This window comes from Chroococcidiopsis thermalis PCC 7203, assembly GCF_000317125.1.
Lineage (GTDB): Bacteria > Cyanobacteriota > Cyanobacteriia > Cyanobacteriales > Chroococcidiopsidaceae > Chroococcidiopsis > Chroococcidiopsis thermalis.
In genome coordinates this window covers 2,078,755-2,101,150 of sequence record NC_019695.1, presented here as the reverse complement: position 1 = coordinate 2,101,150, position 22,396 = coordinate 2,078,755, and the positions used below count along the sequence as shown (strand labels likewise).

The 22,396-nt window shown below is 42.6% G+C and carries 15 protein-coding genes and 1 pseudogene; 6 read left to right on the top strand and 10 right to left on the bottom strand.

Annotated features, from left to right (window positions below):
* Positions 1 to 44 precede the first annotated feature (44 nt).
* The 5 genes and pseudogenes from CHRO_RS09290 to CHRO_RS09270 all read left to right on the top strand — a co-directional run.
* Positions 45 to 4,424, top strand: a pseudogene (locus CHRO_RS09290) (amino acid adenylation domain-containing protein); the annotation flags it as partial.
* Positions 4,425 to 4,640: 216 nt separating this feature from the next.
* Positions 4,641 to 7,742: an ATP-binding protein gene (locus CHRO_RS29545; RefSeq protein WP_015153942.1), complete on the top strand. Its 3,102-nt coding sequence runs from the start codon at positions 4,641 to 4,643 to the stop codon at positions 7,740 to 7,742.
* Between the two features lie 120 nt (positions 7,743 to 7,862).
* Positions 7,863 to 8,240 (top strand): response regulator transcription factor, encoded by a 378-nt coding sequence (locus CHRO_RS09280; protein ID WP_041462960.1) that lies wholly within the window; start codon positions 7,863 to 7,865, stop codon positions 8,238 to 8,240.
* Positions 8,241 to 8,417: 177 nt separating this feature from the next.
* Entirely contained in the window at positions 8,418 to 9,503 is a 1,086-nt protein-coding gene (gene trpD, locus CHRO_RS09275) for an anthranilate phosphoribosyltransferase (RefSeq protein WP_041462959.1), read from the top strand.
* 129 nt (positions 9,504 to 9,632) lie between these two features.
* Positions 9,633 to 10,619 carry a glycosyltransferase family 2 protein gene (locus tag CHRO_RS09270; RefSeq protein ID WP_015153939.1) on the top strand — a complete coding sequence of 329 codons (987 nt, stop codon included), beginning with the start codon at positions 9,633 to 9,635 and terminating at the stop codon, positions 10,617 to 10,619.
* A 90-nt stretch (positions 10,620 to 10,709) separates the two neighbouring features.
* On the opposite strand, the gene larB is transcribed toward CHRO_RS09270, so the two are convergent.
* The 8 genes from larB to CHRO_RS09230 form a co-directional block, all read right to left on the bottom strand.
* The gene (larB, locus tag CHRO_RS09265) at positions 10,710 to 11,480 is read right to left on the bottom strand and encodes a nickel pincer cofactor biosynthesis protein LarB (RefSeq protein WP_015153938.1); all 771 of its coding nucleotides are present in this window, start codon (positions 11,478 to 11,480) and stop codon (positions 10,710 to 10,712) included.
* Positions 11,481 to 11,572: 92 nt separating this feature from the next.
* Positions 11,573 to 13,363 (bottom strand): ABC transporter substrate-binding protein, encoded by a 1,791-nt coding sequence (locus CHRO_RS09260; protein ID WP_015153937.1) that lies wholly within the window; start codon positions 13,361 to 13,363, stop codon positions 11,573 to 11,575.
* Between the two features lie 21 nt (positions 13,364 to 13,384).
* Entirely contained in the window at positions 13,385 to 15,145 is a 1,761-nt protein-coding gene (locus CHRO_RS09255; protein WP_015153936.1) for an ABC transporter substrate-binding protein, read from the bottom strand.
* 62 nt (positions 15,146 to 15,207) lie between these two features.
* The gene (locus CHRO_RS09250) at positions 15,208 to 17,016 is read right to left on the bottom strand and encodes an ABC transporter substrate-binding protein (RefSeq protein WP_015153935.1); all 1,809 of its coding nucleotides are present in this window, start codon (positions 17,014 to 17,016) and stop codon (positions 15,208 to 15,210) included.
* 243 nt (positions 17,017 to 17,259) lie between these two features.
* The gene (locus tag CHRO_RS09245; RefSeq protein ID WP_015153934.1) at positions 17,260 to 17,610 is read right to left on the bottom strand and encodes a hypothetical protein; all 351 of its coding nucleotides are present in this window, start codon (positions 17,608 to 17,610) and stop codon (positions 17,260 to 17,262) included.
* Between the two features lie 248 nt (positions 17,611 to 17,858).
* Entirely contained in the window at positions 17,859 to 18,632 is a 774-nt protein-coding gene (hisA, locus tag CHRO_RS09240; RefSeq protein ID WP_015153933.1) for a 1-(5-phosphoribosyl)-5-[(5-phosphoribosylamino)methylideneamino]imidazole-4-carboxamide isomerase, read from the bottom strand.
* 61 nt (positions 18,633 to 18,693) lie between these two features.
* On the bottom strand, positions 18,694 to 18,972 hold the full coding sequence (locus CHRO_RS09235) for a DUF3593 domain-containing protein (RefSeq protein WP_015153932.1): 279 nt from the start codon (positions 18,970 to 18,972) through the stop codon (positions 18,694 to 18,696).
* Positions 18,973 to 19,034: 62 nt separating this feature from the next.
* Entirely contained in the window at positions 19,035 to 19,367 is a 333-nt protein-coding gene (locus tag CHRO_RS09230) for a DUF2499 domain-containing protein (RefSeq protein WP_041462416.1), read from the bottom strand.
* A gap of 190 nt (positions 19,368 to 19,557) precedes the next feature.
* On the opposite strand from CHRO_RS09230, the gene csaB reads away from it, so the two are divergent.
* Positions 19,558 to 20,595 carry a polysaccharide pyruvyl transferase CsaB gene (gene csaB, locus CHRO_RS09225; RefSeq protein ID WP_041462958.1) on the top strand — a complete coding sequence of 346 codons (1,038 nt, stop codon included), beginning with the start codon at positions 19,558 to 19,560 and terminating at the stop codon, positions 20,593 to 20,595.
* Between the two features lie 60 nt (positions 20,596 to 20,655).
* On the opposite strand, the gene sbcD is transcribed toward csaB, so the two are convergent.
* Together sbcD and CHRO_RS09215 are read right to left on the bottom strand one after the other, a co-directional pair.
* Positions 20,656 to 21,951 carry an exonuclease subunit SbcD gene (gene sbcD, locus CHRO_RS09220; protein WP_015153929.1) on the bottom strand — a complete coding sequence of 432 codons (1,296 nt, stop codon included), beginning with the start codon at positions 21,949 to 21,951 and terminating at the stop codon, positions 20,656 to 20,658.
* A gap of 54 nt (positions 21,952 to 22,005) precedes the next feature.
* The gene (locus CHRO_RS09215) at positions 22,006 to 22,374 is read right to left on the bottom strand and encodes a four helix bundle protein (protein ID WP_015153928.1); all 369 of its coding nucleotides are present in this window, start codon (positions 22,372 to 22,374) and stop codon (positions 22,006 to 22,008) included.
* Positions 22,375 to 22,396: the final 22 nt, after the last annotated feature.

The window sequence follows — 22,396 nt, the reverse complement described above, 5'->3', positions numbered from 1 at the left end:
TGTTATCTATCTTCAGCCTTCCATCTAAAGTAGTAGGTAAATCAATGCAGAATCAGACTCAAATCAATTCCATTCATCAGTTAGTTGAGCTTCAAGTCTTAAAAACTCCTGATGCCGTAGCAGTTGTTTTTGAAAACCAACAACTGACTTATCAAGAATTGAATGAAAGAGCAAATCAACTAGCACATTACCTACAGGCATTGGGAGTTAAGCCAGAAGTTTTAGTAGGAATTTGTGTCGAGCGCTCTTTAGAGATGATTGTGGGGCTTCTAGGCATTCTCAAAGCTGGTGGAGCATACGTACCTCTCGATCCAAGTTATCCACAGGAACGCCTAGCATTCATGCTAGAAGACTCTCAGTTGTCAGTACTTCTAACCGAGCAAAACCAACTGCACAAATTGCCACAGCACTCAGCACGTATTGTAAATCTAGGTACTGACTGGCAGGCGATCGCTCAACATAGCAAAGAGAATATTGACAGTGGAGTTAATGCCGAGAACTTAGCATATACCATCTACACCTCCGGTTCGACTGGTAAACCAAAGGGCGTGCAAATTGTCCATCACGCTGTAGTTAATTTCTTAATTTCTATGCGAGAGGAACCAGGGCTAACTCACCATGATGTGCTTTTAGCAATTACAACAATTTCTTTTGACATCGCAGCCCTAGAGATTTATTTACCGCTAATTGTAGGCGCACGAATTGTATTAGTTAGTCGAGAAGTAGCCGCTGATGGAATGCAACTATCGACGATATTGGCTAAATCAGATATTACTGTCTTGCAAGCTACACCAGCTACTTGGCAACTCCTTCTTAATGCAGGTTGGAAAGGGCATAAACAGTTAAAAATGCTTTGTGGTGGGGAAGCAATGACTCGCCCTCTGGCTGACCAACTTTTAGAAAAAGGCGGTTCGCTTTGGAATATGTACGGACCTACTGAAACCACAATTTGGTCAGCAGTATGTCAGGTAGAGTCTGGAACTGACTCCATATCAATAGGACACCCCATCGCCAATACCCAAATTTATCTGTTAGAAGAGCGATCGCGACGTAAGGAAGATGTATTGAAACCTGTTCCTGTGGGTGTGCCAGGAGAAATTTACATTGGTGGTGATGGAGTAGCACGAGGATATCTAAATCGCCCTGAACTGAACAGTGAAAGATTCATCGAGATCTCCTTTAGCGATCGACCAGAAGAGCGCCTCTATAAGACTGGAGATTTAGCACGTTATTGTCTAGACGGCACAATTGAGTTTATCGGTCGAATCGATCACCAAGTCAAGATTCGCGGCTACCGCGTTGAACTGGGTGCAGTTGAAGCAGCATTAAGCCAACATTCAGAGGTTAGAGAAGCCGCAGTCATTGCGAAAGAAGATGCATCTGGTAATAATCGGCTGGTCGCCTATATTGTCAAAAAAGCTCGCATAGCCGAAATGAACGTATCAACATCAAGTAGTAAAACTGATGTTGAGCAAGTCTTGCAATGGCAGCAAGTTTGGAGTTCTACTTACAGTCAATCTATTAACAGTCAATCTATTACAAGTCAAAATCCAATATTTAACAGTGTTGGCTGGAATGATAGTTACACAGGTCTACCAATTCCAGCAGAAGAAGTACGTGAGTGGGTTAACTACACAGTAGAGCGTATACGTTCTTTTCGCCCCCAGCGCGTTTTGGAAATTGGTTGTGGGATGGGACTATTATTATTCCAGATCGCTCCATATTGCTCTCATTATTTAGGGATAGACCTCTCTGCCGAAGCTATTCATCGTATCCAGCAACAGTTGCAGCATAGTGGAGAGGATTGGTCACACGTTGTGTTGGAGCAAAGAGCCGCTCACGAGCTTGAAGGTTTGGAACACGGAATGTTTGACACTATAATTATCAATTCCGTTATTCAATACTTTCCCACCGTGGATTATCTAGTAAAGGTTTTAGAGAAAGCCATCAAGTTAGTTAGCCCGAAAGGTCAAGTTTTTATTGGTGATGTACGCAGTTTACCTTTACTAGAAGCGTTTCATACTTCAGTCCAACTCAGTCAATCCCCTGCTTCGCTAACGACTTCTCAACTTCAGCAACGCATCAAAGATCGTATTATTCTGGATAGAGAGTTAGTGATTCACCCAGACTTCTTTACTGCTCTCAAACACCATATTCCTCAAATTAGCTATGTTGAGCATCAAATCAAGCAAGGGCGATACCAAAACGAGCTTATCCGATTTCGCTCGGATGTAATTCTTCATGTAGGAGGTGAAGTCGAGCAAACTATTGAGCCTTATTGTTTGAATTGGCAGCAAGATAATTTGACTCTTTCTACAATTCACAGCGTTCTCCAAAACGATAGAATTGAGGTACTCAAAATAGCCCATATTCCTAATGCGAGACTTACTTCAGATTTTAATGCCGTCAAACTCATAACAAGTCCCGATAAACCCAAAACAGTCAGAGAACTATGTCAAGCAACGCAGCAAATAACTGAGGTAGGAGTTCATCCGCAAGATTGGTGGGATTTGAGTAACAACTTACCATACAAGATTCAAATTAACTGGCATAATGGCGGAACAGATGGTTGTTATGATGTAGTGTTTCAGCGATATACGACTAATACAAATGAAAAAGAAGGCAAAGTTCTTCCGATCGCAGAAACAACATTTGAGCTAAAACCCTGGAATTTGTATACCAACAGTCCTTTAAAGACTGATAAAATAGACGATTTAGCGATACAGCTACGTCTATTTCTGAAAGAAAAACTACCTGAATATATGATTCCATCAGCATTCGTGATGATGGAAGCCCTACCCTTAACACCAAATGGTAAGGTAGATCGGCGTTCGCTACCCGAACCTAAAAATACTAGACCTGCTTTAACTCAAACTTATGTGTCACCCAGTACCTCGATCGAGCAGCAATTAGCCGAAGTTTGGTCTCAGATTTTAGAGATTGAGCAAGTAGGTATATATGATAATTTCTTTGAATTAGGAGGACATTCACTACTAACAGCTCAGTTACTTTCTCAAATCAAAAAAATGTTCCAGATAGATGTACCTTTATTTTACCTATTCAAGAAACCTACTATAGCAGGATTAGTTGAGGCAATTGATTTAGTAAGGCATTTAAATGCTGGTATAAATGATACAGTAGAGACTGATTTACAGGTTGATACTATTCTAGATCTCACAATTTATTCAGCAACTGCATGTACTAATATAGCAGAGCCGAAGCATATATTTTTAACTGGAGCGACTGGTTTTATTGGAGCGTTCTTGCTAAATGAGTTACTATCAAAAACCAAAGCAAGTATTTATTGTTTAGTTCGTGCTTCTAGTTTTGAAGAAGGCAGATATCGGATTCAAAGCAATCTAGAGCGTTATAGTCTCTGGCATGAAGACTGGAGTTGTAGAATTATTCCGGTAGTGGGAGATTTATCGCAACCATATTTGGGGCTTTCTTGTCAAGAATTTTGCGAGTTAGCTGGTAAGCTCGATCTAATTTATCATAGTGGTGCGTTAATTAACTTAGTCTATCCGTACGCATTACTGAGAGCAGCTAATGTGCTGGGTACTCAGGAAGTATTAAGATTAGCTAGTCAAGTCAAAGTTACTCCTGTCCATTACATTTCTACCCTTGATGTATTCCAGTCACCTTCATACTTTGGCAAGGAGGTAATTAGAGAAGACGAGGATCTCGCTCACAGCGACGGTTTTTTCAATGGGTATGCTCAAAGTAAATGGGTTGCAGAGAAGTTAGTCATGGCTGCAAGAGATAGAGGAATTCCCGTCTGTGTTTACAGACCAGGCATGATAACTGGTCATAGCCAAACAGGTGTTTCTCAAACAAATGATTTAATGTGCCGGTTGATCAAAGGCATGATTCAGCTTAATGCAGCACCACTGTTAGAGCGTAAAATTAACATGACTCCAGTAGACTATGTAAGTAAAGCTATCGTTCACTTGTCCAGGCAACCTGAATCTATAGGCAAAACTTTTCATCTACTCAATCCTCACCCCTTACATTTGAGCCAGTTAGTGAGTGTGATGCACATTCTCGGCTACCCAATTCAGCAGATCCCTTATGAAATGTGGCAATCAAAGCTGCTCGATCCAGAACTTTCGCAAACAAATGCCTTGAGTCCCTTATCCTCTCTTCTAACTGAGAAGTCTGAAAAACAACAGACTTATTTAGAAACCTCTTTGCTATCGTCCCAGGTGCATGACTGCCAAAACACAATCAATGGACTTTTAGGTACTTCTATCGTTTGTCCCCCGGTTGGCGGTCAACTTCTAAAAGCTTACTTTTCTTTCTTAGTACGTAGTGGTTTTCTCCCAGCTTCCATAGAGAATCTTAACCCCGATCGCTTCATATCCAAGGAAATACTAGAGAGAAAGCTCGATTTACAGCGATCGGAGTTGGTGAGAACAGCTTGAACAGCTTGAAAAGATATGCGATCGCTCGTGACTAGATGTCTCTATAATTCGAGCTCTTGAGCTGCTCTGGCTCTCTACTTGTAACTTACGTTTATTCACAATGGCTACTCATAACTCACACTGCAATGTCAGGTGTGAGTTTTTAGTTTTACTAGGGAATCATATATGGAGACCCCAGTTTTAAGAGCTGAAGAAGGGTAGTGTTGTAAAAAAATCATGAAAAAGACCATACGTAAGTCTATCGGTTCGAGATTATTTTTCTACGTGTTAAGTAGCGCTCTTGTAGGATTGGGCGGTATGTCCTATTTCTTCTATCAAGCGCTAGAACATCATGCTAAAGACGAAATTAAAGTTAATCTCAGCACTCAAGTCAAGGCAATAGAGACTGAGCTTGCCCGAGTTACGCAGTCTATGGTGGATTTGTCTACAGCAGTTAAAACTCTAAATCGTCGAGGCATCAAAGACCCTGAAACATATAAGAAATTAGTCTTTGATTTTTTTGAGCAACGCTCATCCTTGACTATGGCTCTTGGTGTGGGTCAAACTCCCTTCCAACTTGTGCCAGATCGCCAATGGTATTGGCCCTACTTTTACGTTGACCAAAAAAGCTCTGGTCAGATAGGTCAGCTTTTACCCGAACCACACCAAAACATCCGATATGCAGAGTTATTCCAAGATGACAAATATCAGAACCAAGAATACTACAAAGCAGTTGTAAAAGAGAAAAAAGATTTGTGGTACGAGCCTTATCATTGGTACGGGTTGACTCTCACAACTTATACAGGTCCTATCCTCACCGATCGCCAACATTTGATAGGTATGACAGGACTAGATATCAACGTCACGGCTATAGGAGAGCAAATTCAAGCGCCTGAGGGTTGGAAAGGCGGTTACTTTGCAATTATCAGTGAAAAAGGAAACCTGCTTACTTATCCTCCAGATCCCCAAAAGGCTAAGGCACTGTCAACATACAAGGATATACCCGAATTAAAGGCTGTATGGCAAAAGATATCGAATGGTAAAGCTGGATTAATTCAAGCTGAGGGACACTACTGGGCATACGAGCGAGTTAAAGGTACAAACTGGTTGACGATCGCATCAGTGCCTCAATGGGTTGTGCTGGGTCCCGCGTTAACTATTACTGTGGGAGGAGCGCTGGGAGCGGCTATCATCCTGGCTTTAGTTGTTGCCTTCTTTATCCGCAGACTGAATCAGCGCTTACAACACATTATGGCTGAGTGCGATCGCCTAGCAGAGATAGATTTGCAAAGGACGCGCCGACTTAACCAAGCATCTGAAGTAATTGCTAGCAATACGTTTCAGCAGTCTGAAGCGAGGAATACAGATGAACTGGAAGTTTTAGAGCAAGCTTTTAATAAGATGGCAGCCCAGCTAGAAGCATCATTTGAAGAGCTAGAACTGCGAGTTCAAGAGCGCACGGCTTATTTAACTGCCGTGATTGATAACTTAGCAGATGGGTTATTGGTCGTCGATTTAAATGGTAAGATTGCTCGGGTCAATCCAGCCTTATTTGCTCTATTTGGAATTGAAGAGACAGATTTAACTGGTCGTGATTGTCAAGTTGTATTTAATCGTAAGATTGTCGAGCTAGTAGAAGAAACTCGTAGAAATCTAAAAAAAGTTTTTGTTGCAGAAATAGAGTTGTCGAGCGGTTGTACTGGAAAAGCAGTCGCAACTGCCATTGTGAAAGATGCCGATTCTACAAATAAGCAAAATGGAAAAGAACGGTGCATTGGTTCAGTTCTATTGATTCGAGATATCACGTCAGAAAAAGAGGTAGATCAGATGAAAACCGATTTCATTTCTACAGTATCTCACGAGCTTAGAACGCCTCTAACATCAGTTCTTGGTTTTGCTAAAATTATTAAGAAGAAACTCGAAGAAGTTATCTTTCCCGTCATTCCAACAGATGATAAAAAAATTCAACGCAATGTGAGACAAATAGCAGACAATCTGGATATTATCGTATCAGAAGGTGGTAGACTGACAGATTTAATTAATGATGTCTTGGATATTGCCAAAATGGAGGCGGGTAAGATTGAGTGGAAGATGGCTCCCCTACAAATTAATGAAGTCATAGATAGAGCGATCGCAGCTACTTCTGCCCTTTTTCACCAAAAAAATCTGGAATTAATTCGAGATAGTGAATCCGATGTGCCAGAGATTATAGGCGATCGCGATCGCTTAATTCAAGTAGTCATTAACCTAATTTCTAACTCTGTCAAATTTACCGATACTGGCTCAATTACTTGCAAAGTCAAAACCAATGAAACTCAAATCCATATTAGTATTATCGATACAGGCATAGGGATTGCTGAAGCCGATTTAGATAAAGTATTTGAGAAATTCAAGCAAGTGGGTGATACCCTCACTGACAAACCAAAAGGTACGGGCTTAGGATTACCAATTTGCAAACAAATTGTCGAACATCACGGAGGTAAAATATGGGTTGAAAGTACTTTAGGTACAGGTAGTAAATTTTCCTTTACCTTACCCATCATGATTGCTTGTGACTTGAAACCAAAAACTTTCGATGTCGATACTCTCGTCAAGCAGTTGCGAGAACATGTAGTCATGAAGTCTGCTAATTCTAAAACGACTAAAAAAACAATTTTAGTCGTCGATGACGATGCTAATATTCGTCAATTGCTCCGGCAGCAGCTAGAGTCTGAAGGATACAATATTCTTGAAGCTAAAGATGGCATAGAAGCGATCGCCTTTGTGAAAAAATCTGCTCCCGACCTTATTATTCTAGATGTTATGATGCCAGAAATGAGCGGTTTTGATGTAGCAGCCGTTCTCAAAAACGATCCCAAAACTATGAATATTCCCATTATTATTCTATCAATTGTAGAAGATAGAGAGCGGGGCTACCGCTTGGGAATTGAACGCTACTTAATGAAGCCAATTGAGACAGATACTTTATTGCATGAAATTGGCACACTCACGACTCAAGCTAATTCTAGTAAAAAAGTTTTAGTGGTTGATGAAGATGTATCTACTGTAAAAACTTTAGCTGAAGTTTTACAAGCTAAAGGTTACAGTGTAGTTGAAGCTATTGATGCTCAAGAATTGCGAGAAAAAGCAATGTCGGTTCAACCATACATGATTATTGCTAACGCTAACTTTTGGGAGCGCTCCGAAGTTATTAAAACTTTACGTTTTGAAAAAGGTTTAGAAAATGTTTTCTTTATCTTACTGGCAGACCGTAAGGATGGCGATCGTTCTGAAGCATTAACTACACAGAATGAAATTTTACTTCCAGGAGCTTTGATCAAAAATGAAAAACTCGTATAAAGCTTTATCCAACGATATAGATTGTAGGTTAGTATAACTATGCCTTAGAGTAGTACGCGATCGCACCAAAAGTTTCAGTTTAAATTTTGCTAACCGAGATTTAGGTATATGGGTGAAGAGATGAATTTAAAAATTTTAATTGTTGATGACGAACCTCACGTCAGACTTTTAATGGAGCAAACATTAGAAGAATTGGAGGATGAAGGAGTAGAACTACTATTTGCAGAAAACGGTGAGATAGCACTGAACACGATCGAGAACGAGCGACCTCAGCTCGTATTTTTAGACGTGATGATGCCAAAAATGAATGGTTTTGATGTATGCGATACAGTTAAGAATAAGCTAGGCATTTCCGATGTCTATATTATTATGTTGACAGCTAAAGGTCAGGAATTCGATCGACAAAAAAGTATAGAGGTTGGAGCTGACATGTATACTACCAAACCGTTCGATCCTGATGAGATTACGGAGAAAGCCAGAGAAGTTTTGGCTTTGTAAAAACCTGAGTATTGCATTCTGTTACCAAAAATCGGGCTGGTGAATAATTAAGCGCGATCGCTGCCATACACCGCAACTCATTGTAAATGACAGTCTAGTACGATTTTTGAAAGACAAGTCCGATCGAGTAGAGCCTTTTGCGGTAGTATGCTTCTAACTGCAAAAATTGTCCTGACAATGACCTCTACATCAGCCATCGATCTCAGCAATAGTTCTCTCCCAGAAGCTTCAAATACCTGGGCAACGCAATTACTTCAGCAATTACTGGATCGTCAATCTTTGTCCGGCGCACAAGCAGCGCAACTCATGCAGGAATGGCTCAACGAAAGCATTCCACCTGTCTTATCTGGAGCAATATTAGCAGCAATTCAGGCTAAAGGTGTATCAGCCGAAGAACTGGCTGGGATGGCTCAAGTTTTACAATCTGTGCGGGCGCACGGCACGGGCGCACAGCTGTGCGCCCCTACACCTTTAATCGATACCTGCGGTACTGGTGGAGATGGAGCTGCAACCTTTAATATATCTACTGCGGTTGCCTTTGTCGCAGCAGCGGCGGGAGTACCAGTAGCTAAACACGGCAATCGCTCTGCTTCTAGTCGAGTCGGTTCTGCGGATGTGTTGGAAGCACTAGGAGTTAATCTCAATGCTGCCGCAGAAAGAATACAAGCAGCTGTTACAGAAGTGGGCATTACATTTTTATTTGCCCCTGGGTGGCATCCTGCTATGAAGGCGGTTGCCCCGTTACGCAAAACGCTGAAAGTACGGACGGTGTTTAATCTTTTGGGACCCCTAGTCAATCCTTTGCGCCCGTCAGGACAAGTTATTGGAGTTTGTGAATCAAACTTACCACTGACTATCGCTCATGCCTTGCAGCAGTTAGGGACAAAACAGGCAATTGTGCTGCACGGACGGGAAAAGTTGGATGAAGCAGGTTTAGGTGACGCTACAGATTTAGCAGTGTTATCTAACGGACAGGTAGAGTTAACAACTATACATCCGCAGGAACTAGGCTTAGCACCCGCACCAACAGCAGCATTAAGGGGTGGAGACGTACATGAAAATGCAGCAATTCTCACTGCTGTATTGCAAGGTAAGGGAACTCAAGCACAGCAAGATGTTGTTGCTTTAAATGCAGCGCTAGCACTGCAAGTAGGAGAAAAGATTCCTTTAGGTGAATATGCTGCTGGCATTAGCCTAGCTAGGGAAATTTTGTATAGTGGTGCTGCTTGGGCAAAGCTACAGCAACTCGTACAATTCCTCTAAATCAGTTATCAGTAGTAGTTGGTAGTTGGTAGTTGATGGGTGAGAGTTAACTGGTCACTGGTCACTGGTCACTGTTATTAGCGATCGCGCTACAGTAGTGAATCAAAGATATCGTGTTGGTACGCAGCGATGGTATCGCCTAAGTATTCCTTGGTTGTTCCAGTCTACAACGAAGAAAAAAATATCCTAGAACTCTATCGCCGCGTCAGTGCGGTTGGCGAACAATTGGATGGAGCCATAGAACTCATATTTGTTAATGATGGCAGCCGCGATCGCACTTTGCAAATCGTGCGCGACTTACATCAAAATGACCCTCGCGTATCCTACCTCAGTCTTGCCCGCAATTTCGGACATCAAATTGCGGTGACGGCTGGACTTAATTTTGCCAGGGGTGAAGTGGCGATTGTCATGGATGCAGACTTACAAGACCCGCCAGAATTGATTGTAGAGATGGTATCCAAATGGCAAAATGGCTTTCAAGTTGTTTATGCCCAACGCACGCAGCGCCAAAAAGAAAGTTGGTTCAAACGCGGTACGGCATACATATTTTATCGCCTGCTCCAACACCTGGCTGATGTCGATATTCCCACCGACACTGGAGATTTCTGTTTGATCGATCGGCAAGTCTTAGATATCCTTAACGCCATGCCAGAACGCAATCGCTACATGCGCGGCTTACGGGCTTGGATTGGTTTTCGTCAAACATCCGTACAATTCGATCGCCCGCCTCGTTTTGCTGGTAAGGTTAATTACACTTTTGGTAAGTCTCTGGCTCTGGCTTTAAATGGGTTGGTGTCGTTCTCCAAAGTCCCCTTGCGCCTCTCTACTTATGTCGGTCTATTTGCTGCGGCGATCGCTGTTCTCATGGCTCTACTCGTATTGTACTGGCGATTGTTTGTCCCTCAGTCCCCTTTGACTGGGTTTACGATGATTTTGGTAGCTATTTTCTTCCTTGGTGCGGTTCAACTTGTTAGTATTGGCATCTTAGGCGAGTATGTCGGGCGGATTTACGAAGAAGTCAAAGGCAGACCAATTTACACCCTAGCCGAAGTCGGAGGATTTTCCAGTCATGCCGATTTTAAACAAAAATTAGGGAGTCGGGGGGAAGAGAGCTGAGGGAGCCCAGGGAGCTGAGGAAGCTGAGGGAGGAAGAAATTTAAAGTCTCCACACCCTTTCTTCACTGGTCACTGATAACTGGTCACTGGTCACTGTAATTTTCCTGCGGTGCGTAAAATTTGTCCTGCTAAAATCGCTGCGCCAAAACCGTTATCTATATTGACAACTCCTATCCCTGCCGCACAAGAGTTGAGCATTGTCAAGAGGGGAGCTAAGCCGCCGAAACTCGCACCATAACCGACGCTGGTAGGAACGGCAATGACGGGACAATCAGCTAATCCTGCAACTACGCTGGGTAAAGCCCCTTCCATTCCCGCGACGACAATTAATACAGATGCTTCAGCGATGACGTGGCGGTTATCTAGCAGGCGATGAATACCAGCAACACCCACATCCCACAACCGGAGAACGCGGAAACTAGACAGTTCGGCAGTTATAGCCGCTTCCTCGGCTACGGGTAAATCGGCAGTCCCTGCCGAGAGAATACCAATTTTACCAGGGTACTGCGGTTCGATCCGTACTGGTGCGATCGCCGCAATTTTTGCCATCGGATAGTAACGCAGTCCCTCTACCTTCTCTTCTAGCTGTTCTGCTACATCGGGTTCGATGCGCGTCGCCATCACTACTGAATTGCGCTGGCGCATTGCTGCCATAATTTGCACGATTTGGTCGGGAGTTTTGCCTTGACCCCAAATCGTTTCAGGAAACCCAGTTCTTAGCTGGCGATGATGGTCGATACGGGCAAATTCACCAACTGGTTCGTAGGTAAAATGTTTCAATTTGTCTAAGGCGACAGTTGGACTTACGTTACCAGCTGCTACAGATTCTAAGAGCGATCGCAAGGCTTCGGGTTGGGACATTTGAGGGGCGAGGAGTGAGGAGTGAGGAGCGAGGGGACAAGGAAGGAGTTTATTTTAACTTTTGACTTTTGACTTTTGACTTTTCCTAGACCCTATTTTGTCACTTTCAGTTCGTATTTGTTCCATAGAGTCCCAGCTTGTGAGCCGAGGGCGGTGTATTTTACTCCTTGGATGCGATCGCGAATTGCTGCTAGGGATAAGGGATTGACTAGGTAGATGAAAGGTAAGTATTCCTGAGTCAGACGTTGGGTTTCCTGGTAAATTTTTTTGCGTTTATTTTCGTCTAACTCTTGCGCCCCACGGATGTATAGCCGACCGATTTCGGCTTCCCAGTCTGCAACTTCTCTACCGATCAGCGGTTCTTGTCCTGGCTGAGGTTTGAAATTAAATGCGTGTAAACCACCATCAGGCAACCATACATTAGCACTATCGTGGGGTTCTAAGCTACCAGAAATCAAGCCTAATAAATAACATTCCCAATCGAGAGAGCTGTTGAGTTTATCTACCAAAATATTAAAGTTTATAGGATTGTAATCAACTTGAATCCCGATTTTGCTCAAATCTTGCCTAATTTGCGCCCCCATTGCTACGCGAGTTTTATTTTCAGTATTGGTAATTAAAGAAAAACGCACGCGATTTCCGTCTGCATCAAGTAACTGATTTCTAAAGTTATATTTAAATCCTGCATTCAATAGTAACTTTTTAGCTTTATCAGGATTATATTCATAGACTTTCAATCCTTGTTCTGGGGAGAGATAAAAAGGGTTTTGCGGTTCTATAGGTGAATTTTGAACTGTCCCTACGCCACGAAAAACATTGTTTAACATTCTCTCGCGATCGATTGAATGAGCAACAGCTTGACGAAAAGCTAGGTTGTTAAACCATCGCGATTTTATCGGATTGACAACAGGATTGCCGTTTTGCCTCTTTCCTTTATTTAGGTTGAATGAAATAAATGTTTGGCTAAATCTGGGACCTCCGTTATAAACGGTAAATCTTCCTCGTTCTTCTTCTTGCTTGAGTAGGGAAAAGTCTTCGGGAGTAACTTCAATTGTGTCTAGTCCTACCGAACGAAATTGGAGAGTAGTTGTATCGGTAGATTCAATAATTTGCCAAACAACTCTTTCTACATAGGGCAACTGATTTCCTTGGCTATCTTTACGCCAATAATAAGGATTACGACGAAATACAACTCGTTGACCTGGTGTGAAACTTTCTATTTTATAAGCACCATTGACAATAATTTTTGCTGGGTCAGTATCAGTACCCCAAGTTGAGGTAAATAAAGGATTACCCTTAGTATCTTTAGATATAATCGATTTAGCTAAAGCGTGTTTGGGTAAAATTCCTACAGAATTAGTTGACGCTCCTGTAGTTGTACTGAGAAATGGGGCAAATGGAGTAGAAAAGGTAAATTCCACTTGGCGATCGCTCATTTTTTTAATTTGAGGAAATTCAGCTTTCTCGCCAATTTTTAAACTGTCTTTCCAGTCGGTAGGAATTTGCGGATTAAATATGATATCTTGATAAGTAAAGATAACATCATCTGCTGTTAAAGGTTCACCATCAGACCAGCGTAAGTTCTCGCGCAAGGTAAAAGTAATCCGTTTTTTATCTTCAGAAATTTGCCAGGATTCTGCTAACGCTGGCTCAACTTCTCCAGTCTCACCATTGAGTGTAGTCAGTCCTTCAGCAATAAATAAAAATACGTGAGGGTATTCTTGATTGAGAGCGTAGTTAAAAGTTTTAGGATCTCTTAAAGTACTCGTTACCCACTGCGATTGTGCTGCTGAGGTTTTAAATTCTGTAGGGTTGCAACCTGTAAGCAAGATTTGACAGGTAAAGCAGAGAATTAATATAAGAACAATAACTCGCGATCGCATTGTATAATTAGATAATTATTTCTAGTCTTTCGCTTCTTTCAACTCATAAACATTCCAAAGCGTCCCGCCTAAAGCAGAGAATTTTGTTCCTTCAATGCGATCGCGAATTGCTGCTAAAGCTAAAGGATTGATTAAATGAATAAAAGGGAGGTACTCTTGTGCTAAACGCTGAGTTTCTCCATAAATTTCTTTACGCTTTGTTTCATCAAGTTCTCTTGCTCCCTCAATATAAAGCCGACCGATTTCTGCTTCCCAATCTGCAACTTCTCGTCCTTCAATCGGCGGTTGTCCTGGTTGTGGTTTCTGATTAAAAGGATGAAAACCACCGTCAGGCGACCATACATTTGCTGCGCTATATGGTTCAATACTACCAGTAATTAAACCAAAATAAGATTCCCATTCTAGAGTATTGGTAATTTTATCTACCATGACGGCAAAGTCAATTGGAGTAAAATCAACTTGAATCCCAATTTTGCTGAGATCGCGCTTGACTTGCGACCCGATCGCATCAACAGTTCTATTACCCGCTTGGCTAATCATGGTAAACCGTACTCGATTATCTTCAGCATCGAGTAGTTGACCTTTGTTATTATATTTAAACCCAGCTCCCCTGAGTAATTCTTTAGCTTTTTCAGGATTATAGTTATAAACTTTTAAGCCTTCTTCAGGAGAGAGATAGTAAGGGCTTTGAACAGAAATTGGCGAGTTTTGTAGTTCTCCTAAACCGCGATAGACATTATTGAGCATTGCTTCGCGATTTATACCATAAGCGACTGCTTGTCTAAATGCTACTGTATTAAACCAGCGTGATTTGATTGGATTGACTAAAGGTTTTCCCTGACGACGACCTTTATTTAAATTGAAACAAATAAAGTTTGTGCCAAAGTCTGGACCACCACTATAGATTTTAAAATTTCCTCGGTCTTCCTCCCGTTTCAGTAATTGAAAACTCGTAGGACCAATTTCTAGCATGTCTAATCCTAGCGAACGAAACTGGATTAAAGCTGTATCTGGTGATTCCACAATTTGCCAAATTAGCCGCTCAATATAAGGTAAAGCATTTCCTTTTGTGTCTTTCCGCCAGTAGTAGGGATTGCGGCGAAAGACTATACGCTGGTTTACAGTGTAGCTTTCCAGTGTAAAAGGACCATTGACCACAATTTTTTGCAAATCTGTATCAGTTCCCCATGTAGACAAAAACTGGGGTCTACCATCTTTATTTTTAGTTTCTACCGATTGACGTAGGGCGTGTTCTGGTAAGATGACTATACCACCTGCAAATCGTAAAAAAGGTGCAAATGGCTCTGGAACGGTAAATTCGACTCGGCGGCTATCTAATTTACGAACTTTAGGTAAAGCTTTACTCTTGCCAATGCGCAGAATATCTCTAATATCTGTGGGAATTTGCTCGTTAAAGTAAATATTATTATAAGTAAAAACGATATCGTCAACTGTTAACGGTTCTCCATCTGACCATTTTAAATTTGGTTTTAGAGTAAAAACGATTTTGAGATTGTCTTCAGAAATTTCCCAAGACTCAGCTAATGCTGGCTCTAGCTTTCCAGTTTCGCCATTTTCAGTAATTAATCCTTCATAAAGAAACCCAAAAACATTGGGTGACGATTGATTTAAGGCATAATTAAAGGTTTGCGGGTCGCCTGGAACTCTCGCCACGATTTGCGGAACTTGAGTGGCGTTCGTTCTCATTTCAGTAGGATTACAGCCAGAAAGCGCGATCGCAATTAATAATATAAGTGTTATTAGAAAATTTCGACGGATCATAAATTGGGATTTGTATATGTAATTGTAGGGGCGCACAGCTGTGCGCCCCTACATCTCTGAAATTATTGTTCTTTGACCTTCAATTCGTATATGTTCCAGAATGCGCCACCTAATGCAGAAAATTTTGTTCCCTCAATGCGATCGCGAATTGCGGCTAGAGACAAAGGATTGTATAAGGTAATATAGGGTAAATATTCTTGAGCAGTGCGTTGAAATTCATTGTAAATTTCTTTGCGTTTGGCTTCGTCGAATTCCTGCGCTCCCTTAATAAATAGATCTTCAATCTTTTGTTCCCAATCTGCAATTTCTCGTCCTTGAATTGGCGCTTGTCCTACTTGGGGTAATTGGTTGAAATTGTGCAAGCCACCTGCTGTCAACCATACATTTGCGCCGTCATTCGGTTCAATTCCACCACCAATAAAACCACCAACATAACACTCCCATTCCAAAGAATTAGAAGTTTTATCTATTAAAGTCCCAAAATCGAGAAATTGGAGATCGACTTGCATTCCAATTTTGCCTAAGTCTCGTTGAATTTGGGCTACCGTTCTCCCACTATTACCTCTACCCCCAGCAGGAACCATGAGGGTAAAACGCACTCGATTACCTTGAGCATCAAATAATTGATTTTTATTGTTGTATTTGAATCCAACTTTTTGCAGTAATTCTTTAGCTTTAGCTGGATCGTAGTTGTAAACTTTCAGCCCTTTTTCAGGAGGAAGAAAATACGAACTTTGAGTATCAATTGGCGAATTTTGTAGTTCTCCCAAACCCCGTAAAAAATTATTTATCATCGTCTGGCGATCGAGTCCGTAAGCAACTGCTTGTCTAAACTCAACTTTGTTAAACCAGCGCGATTTAATCGGATTGACTAAAGGTTTACCGTTTCTTCTACCTTTATTCAAATTAAAGGTAATGAAGGACATACCGAAAGCAGGTCCACCATTGTAAATTTTAAAATTACCTCGTTCTTCTTCGCGCTTGAGCAGAGAAAAATTATCTGCTGAAGCAGAAGCTATATCTAATCCACCAGAACGAAACTGGACTAAAGTTGTTTCTGGATTTTCAACAATTCGCCAAATGTATTTTTCAATATAAGGCTGAGAATTGCCTTGTGCATCTTTACGCCAATAATTAGGGTTACGGCGATAAACTAAGCGTTGGGCAGGTACGTAGCTTTCAAGTGTAAAAGGACCGTTTGTAACAACTTTTGTTGGATCTGTATCCGTTCCCCAAGTGCTTAAAAAACGAGGATTTCCTTTAGCGTCTTTTGTTTTGACTGATTCTTGTAAAGCGTGTTTTGGTAGAATGGCGATCGCACTCGTAGGATCTCCCGTCGTCGTAGCTAAGAATGGTGAAAAAGGTTCGGGCATGATAAATTCGACGCGGCGATCGTCCAACTTGACAACTTTTGGATAAGCTTTTTGCTTACCAATTTGAATGTAATCTCTTAAATCTGTAGGAATGGCTTTGTTTAAAACAATATCGTTATAAGTAAATACGACATCATCTGCTGTCAGTGAATGACCGTCAGACCATTTTAAGCCTTCTCTTAAAGTGAAAACAATATTTAATTTATCTTCGGAAATTTGCCAAGATTCTGCTAATTCTGGTTCGAGTTCTTTAGTAATACCATTAACTGTTGTTAATCCTCTAAAGGTCATGTTAAAAATATTGGGAACTTGATGACCTAAAGCATAATTAAACGTATCGGGATCGGTAGTCACGCTTACTACTATTTGCGGTACGTCAGCCGCTTGGGTTCTCATCTCAGCCGGATTGCAGCCAGACAGCGCGATCGCCATGACTACAGCTAGTATACCTGCTAACCATTTACGCCAGGATTGGGAAAGAGTAATTGGGTATTTCATGAGATAACTTGAATCACAATCGCGCTACCAGTCACAAAAGTTTGCGAAATATTAAAATATCGATGTCTACATATATTGCTTCAAGCCTAACTATAATACCTATTTTCGCGCTTATGTACGAGCGCGGACGGGCAAGATGCTCATCCCAAACCCCGTAACAATAAAATAACAGGAGCGATCGCCAATCTTACTTAAGCTGGCATTGCTCCTGTTACAGATAATTGAAAGGTTTACCAGTAACTACTATTTAGTTACCTTCTCGACTGCCTCTTTTGCTCCCTCTACTGCTTTATTAACGATATTCTCATCAGGGTGAGATTTTTTAAACTCTTTGAGATTGTCTTCGTACGTTTTGTCGATATCTTTGGACGCTTCGACTTGCTCTTCATAAGCTTGTTCGCGCTGCTCGACATCCACAGTTCCAACTTGGCTATTTTTATCCATTTGTTCTTGTTGGATTAGTTTTTGGTTGGGAGTTGCGGCATAACTAGGCTCAGAGACAAACAAACCAGAAACGAGCAATAGCGCGATCGCGGCTAGTAATAAAACCTTGCGTTGTAAATTTTGCTTAAAATTGGTAAAAATGGACTGCATACAATCACCCTCCTAAGATTTGAAGCTGAACGCAATCCTACGAAGAAAGGTGCGGTAAAGGCTTCTACCGCAGGATACAGTTATGGTAGGGAGCAGGGAGTAGGGGAAGAGAGCTGAGGAAGCTTATGATGCTCTCGGGAGCTGAGGGGGAGAAGAGAGCTGAGGGAGCAATTCACGCATTCACGCATTCACGCATTAATTCCGAATTCCGAATTCCGAATTCTTCCCACGCATCACTCATAAGGTAATTAGGCAAAAGCCGACGATCCTAAATCTGGAGGGATATCTTGCCAGCGTCCTTGTCCGACTGCTTGTATAGCTTGTGTGAGGGAAATATCGCCAGTATACAAGGCACGACCGACGATCGCACCCGTAACGCCAAGAGGTTCTAAAGCTAGGAGGCTGAGTAAGTCGGTGACAGAACTTACACCTCCAGAAGCGATGACGGGAATAGATAAACTTGTAGCTAACTCCCGTAGTGCATCCAAGTTGGGTCCAGCAAGAGTTCCATCGCGATGAATATCAGTGTAAATAATTGCTGCCGCACCCAGTTGTTGCATTTGCTGGGCTAAATCTGCGGCTAAGACTTCCGAAGTTTCCAACCAGCCGCGTGTAGCTACCTTACCATTACGCGCATCAATACCAACAACAATTCGCCCTGGAAATTCTTGACACAGACTAGCTACTAACTGGGGTTGTTCTACAGCTACAGTACCCAAAATAACTCGCTGTACGCCTAATTCTAAGAGTTGGGCAACGCTAGCGCGATCGCGCAATCCGCCACCAACTTGAATTGGTACTGACACTGCCTCTACAATAGCCGCGATCGCCTCCAGATTAACGGGTTTACCTGCTTTCGCGCCATCTAAATCGACGACATGCAGCCACGTAGCACCTTGGCTAGTCCACTGTTGCGCAACATCAGCCGGATTATCGTGAAAAACCTGGGAGCGATCGTAATCTCCCTGATACAGTCGCACGCAGCGACCTTCAAGTAAATCTATGGCGGGAAAAAGATTCATAAGTCAGTTATCAGTGATCGATTATCAGTGTAGAGACGTTACATGTAACGTCTCTACAAAATCATTTCCTCAAAGCTTGTCGAAAACCCAAAACAATCAGAATATTAGAGAGAGTTAAAAATACTTCAGCACTACCATGCAACCAGTCAACATTGGCAAGAGATTCGCCGTAATGGACTTGGGCATAAATTCCAGCAGGGATAGTGACGGCGACAAATACCAAAGTACCGTAGAAGCCGAATAATGCTAGACGCGGCAGTTGTTGAGAGCGAGTTATAAACCAGAGAAAGCCTAGATAGGGAAAAAGAGAGAGCGCGAAGAGGGTTTCTTTTGAAATCATTAGAGATAAGCAGAAGGCAGAAGGCAGAAGGCAAATGTATTGTACGTTTAATTATTATCCTTCTACTTAGAAGAAATCTTGCTGTGCGATCGCATTACTGGCGATCGCGTCGAACGCCATAGCAACCAACCAGCAGCTAATAACGTGAAATTTCCGATTAAAGTCATACTAGCTTGAAGCATTACCAACCATTCTAAGGATTTGGCATTGTCAAAGAAGTGCCAAGTACAGGCACACATGGCACTAATTAAAGCAGGTAGCATTGCCAGAGAAACCGCATACCAAGCGCGGTTGCCCACAACCTCGCCATAACTCCAAATTAACCAAATGGCGATCGCCCATTCGATGACACTAGAGACGTGAATAATCCAGGTAGGAATTGAGAGTGCGTGCATTTTGAGGGAGTAGGGAGTAGGGGAAAGAGAGCTGAGGGAGCCCAGGGAGCTGAGGGAGAAAAAACACCTGTCAATGTCACTCTCTACTGACAACTGATAACTGTTAACTGCCAACATACAGCCAATATATTATAAAGTTTTTATCAAGTTTGGATTAAGTCAAGATTGAGGGGTGACGGATGTGAGGCAGATAAGGGTGGTGTTGTGCGGGTATTACGGCAAAGGTAATGGCGGTGATGAGGCGTTGCTAGCAACACTGTTGCAAATGCTACCTAAACATGTCACACCTATTATTCTGTCTGGTAATCCAACGCAGACGCAGGAGCGCTATCAAGTAGAAGCTTGCGATCGCATGGCTTTTTCTCCTGTGTGGAAAACCTTGCAGCAGTCTGATGCTTTTATTTGGGGTGGGGGCAGTATTATGCAAGATTCTACTAGTGCCATCAGCCCGTTTTACTACGGGGGATTAATGACTATGGCGCAAAAGTTAGGGTTAAAAACTATGGCTTGGGCGCAGGGAATTGGTCCTTTAAAAAGTCCGCTAACCCGGTGGTTGACAAAACAGACATTTGCTGGATGTACGGGGGTGAGCGTCCGCGATCGCGGTTCGGCAAGTTTGCTGACCGATTGGCAGATTCCCCATCTGCAAGCACCCGATCCGGTGTGGGCTTTGGAAGCCGGAAATACACCTGGGTTGTGGGATTTACCAGCGCCGAGAGTTGCCGTGACTTTGCGATCGCACCCACAATTAACTCCCAATCGCCTTGCTAATTTGACTCGCGCTTTAGCTGACTTTCAACGGGCAACAGATACCTGCATTTTGTTAGTGCCATTTCAATTATCGCAAGACTTAGCGATCGCTCAAGCGATTCAGCCACAATTACCAGGGGCAAATCAAATCCTCTACCTCGAAGATCCGAAAAGTTTAAAAGGCGTATTTCGCGGCGTAGAAATGGCAATTGGAATGCGCTTTCATAGCTTAATTATGGCAGCTGCGGAAGGTTGCCGCTGTTTTGCCATCAGCTACGATCCAAAAGTCGATCGCCTGATGGCAGAACTATCTATACCTGGATGGGATGTCGCTCAAATTCCCGACGACCCCAATATTATCAGCCAAACTTGGATCGAGCATTATGCCAACGGCGACCCTTTAAGTCCAGACCAAATTCAGTCTTTAGTAGACAGAGCCTACATGCATCGTGAATTGCTGCGGGAGATTTTGCAATAATAGTCGATGGTCACTGCTCCCTGCTCCCTGCTCCCTACTCCCTGCTCCCTGCTCATGATTTCACAGCAACCGTAACTGTCCGTCAGTATTACTTGCATCGATTCCAGTTCCTGGGGTAGATTCTAACCAAGTTTCTGTATCGGCTGCTAATAATTGTTGGGCAGCTACCATCATTTGAGCGGTAATATCTTTCAAGTCCTCGCGATTATCTAGATAAGTTTTTAAAGCATCAAGGGGATCGATACTGCTACTCGCGTCTAATTGCGGTAAACGCGGTCGTGCTAGCTGACTGATCAGCTCTGGTTGAATTGTATAACTGTGAGCAGAACTGAGAACTTGATGAAGTGCTGCATTATCAATTAAGTCGATTTGATCGGAGCGAAGTTTGTAAATTAGTCTGACGACTGCATCGGTAATATTCTTTTTTGCGATCGCTTTGATTAAAGCTGCTTGCGGATCGGCTGCATTGGCGACATCGACATTAATGGTGCAAAAAGCACGGACTGGTAGCGGGCAGAACTCCCATTTGGTACTACCCCGCTGTAGTTCTATCATCACGTAGCCTTTGTCTTCTTTTTCTTCGCTAAAATCGACTCGCTCGATACTACCAGGGTAAATAATTGGCGGTTCGTTAGATGAGTTGAGGTTTTGATGGCGGTGGACGTGTCCGAGAGCAACGTAGTCTAACTCGGGACGAGTTAGAAGAGACAGGGGAATAGTAAAACCTTTTCCTACAGCTAAGAAGCGCTCAGCACCATAGGAAGCATTATCGATCATCAAATGACCTAGAAGTACTGTCGGAATCTTGGGGTCGAGCCGACGAATTTCTCCTTCTAAGGCAGCACGCAAGCGATCGATCAATAACTGGTTGACATCGGCGAGGGATAAACCTTCTGTTTCTGGACGAGTCAGGAGAGTAGAACGAGTTAGCCAGGGAAGAGTGATGACTTGAACTGTACCATTGTTTGTTTGAATGTGATGGGTCATCAAGCGATCGCCCACCATAAACCCTGGTACGCCCAAAGTCCGATAAATGCACAAACTCGCCCCCCCTTGCCCTTGGGAATGCTGGTCGTGGTTGCCTACCAATAATACGGTAGGAACCCGCGCATCAACCAAGCGACGAAATTGACTGGCAAATTTTTCTTGAATATAAGGGGGTGGCGTGGCATCGGGAAAAGCATCCCCACCAAACAGCACCAAATCCACTGGTTCTTCTAACGCGCGATCGATACAGCGCGATAAAGTCTTGACAAAATCTTCCAAGCGTGTGTTCAATCCAGTTTCAGGATTGAGCCGACCGTGGGAAAAGCTACTTCCCATGTGGATGTCTGAAAGATGGAGGATTTTAATCATAGGAGTCAGGAATCAGGAGTCAGGAGTCAGGAGTCAGAAGTCAGGAGTCAGGAGTCAGGAGTCAGGAGTCAAGAGAGAAGAATAGTAAGCATCTAATAGCTTGCTAACTTCTTCAAGTAGAAGGCATAACTCTAAGCTATCGCCGTAGCCGAGGTCTTTTGCCAAAATCAGGTAATAGCGGCACTCCTCGACAGAGCCTTGGGCAATATTCATAAACCGTGCTTTATCAGTTTTGTTTTTCTTCTTAAATCCTTCTGCAATATTGGCAGGAATAGAAATTGCCGCTCTCCTAAATTGAGAAGTCAAGCCATACAATTCTGTTTTAGGAAAGTTTTCGCTGAAACGATATACTGCTAAAACAAATTGATGAGCTTTTTGCCAAACAATTAAGTCTTGGAAGACCCTTGCTGGTATTCTCTTCATTCTGACTCCTGACTCCTGACTT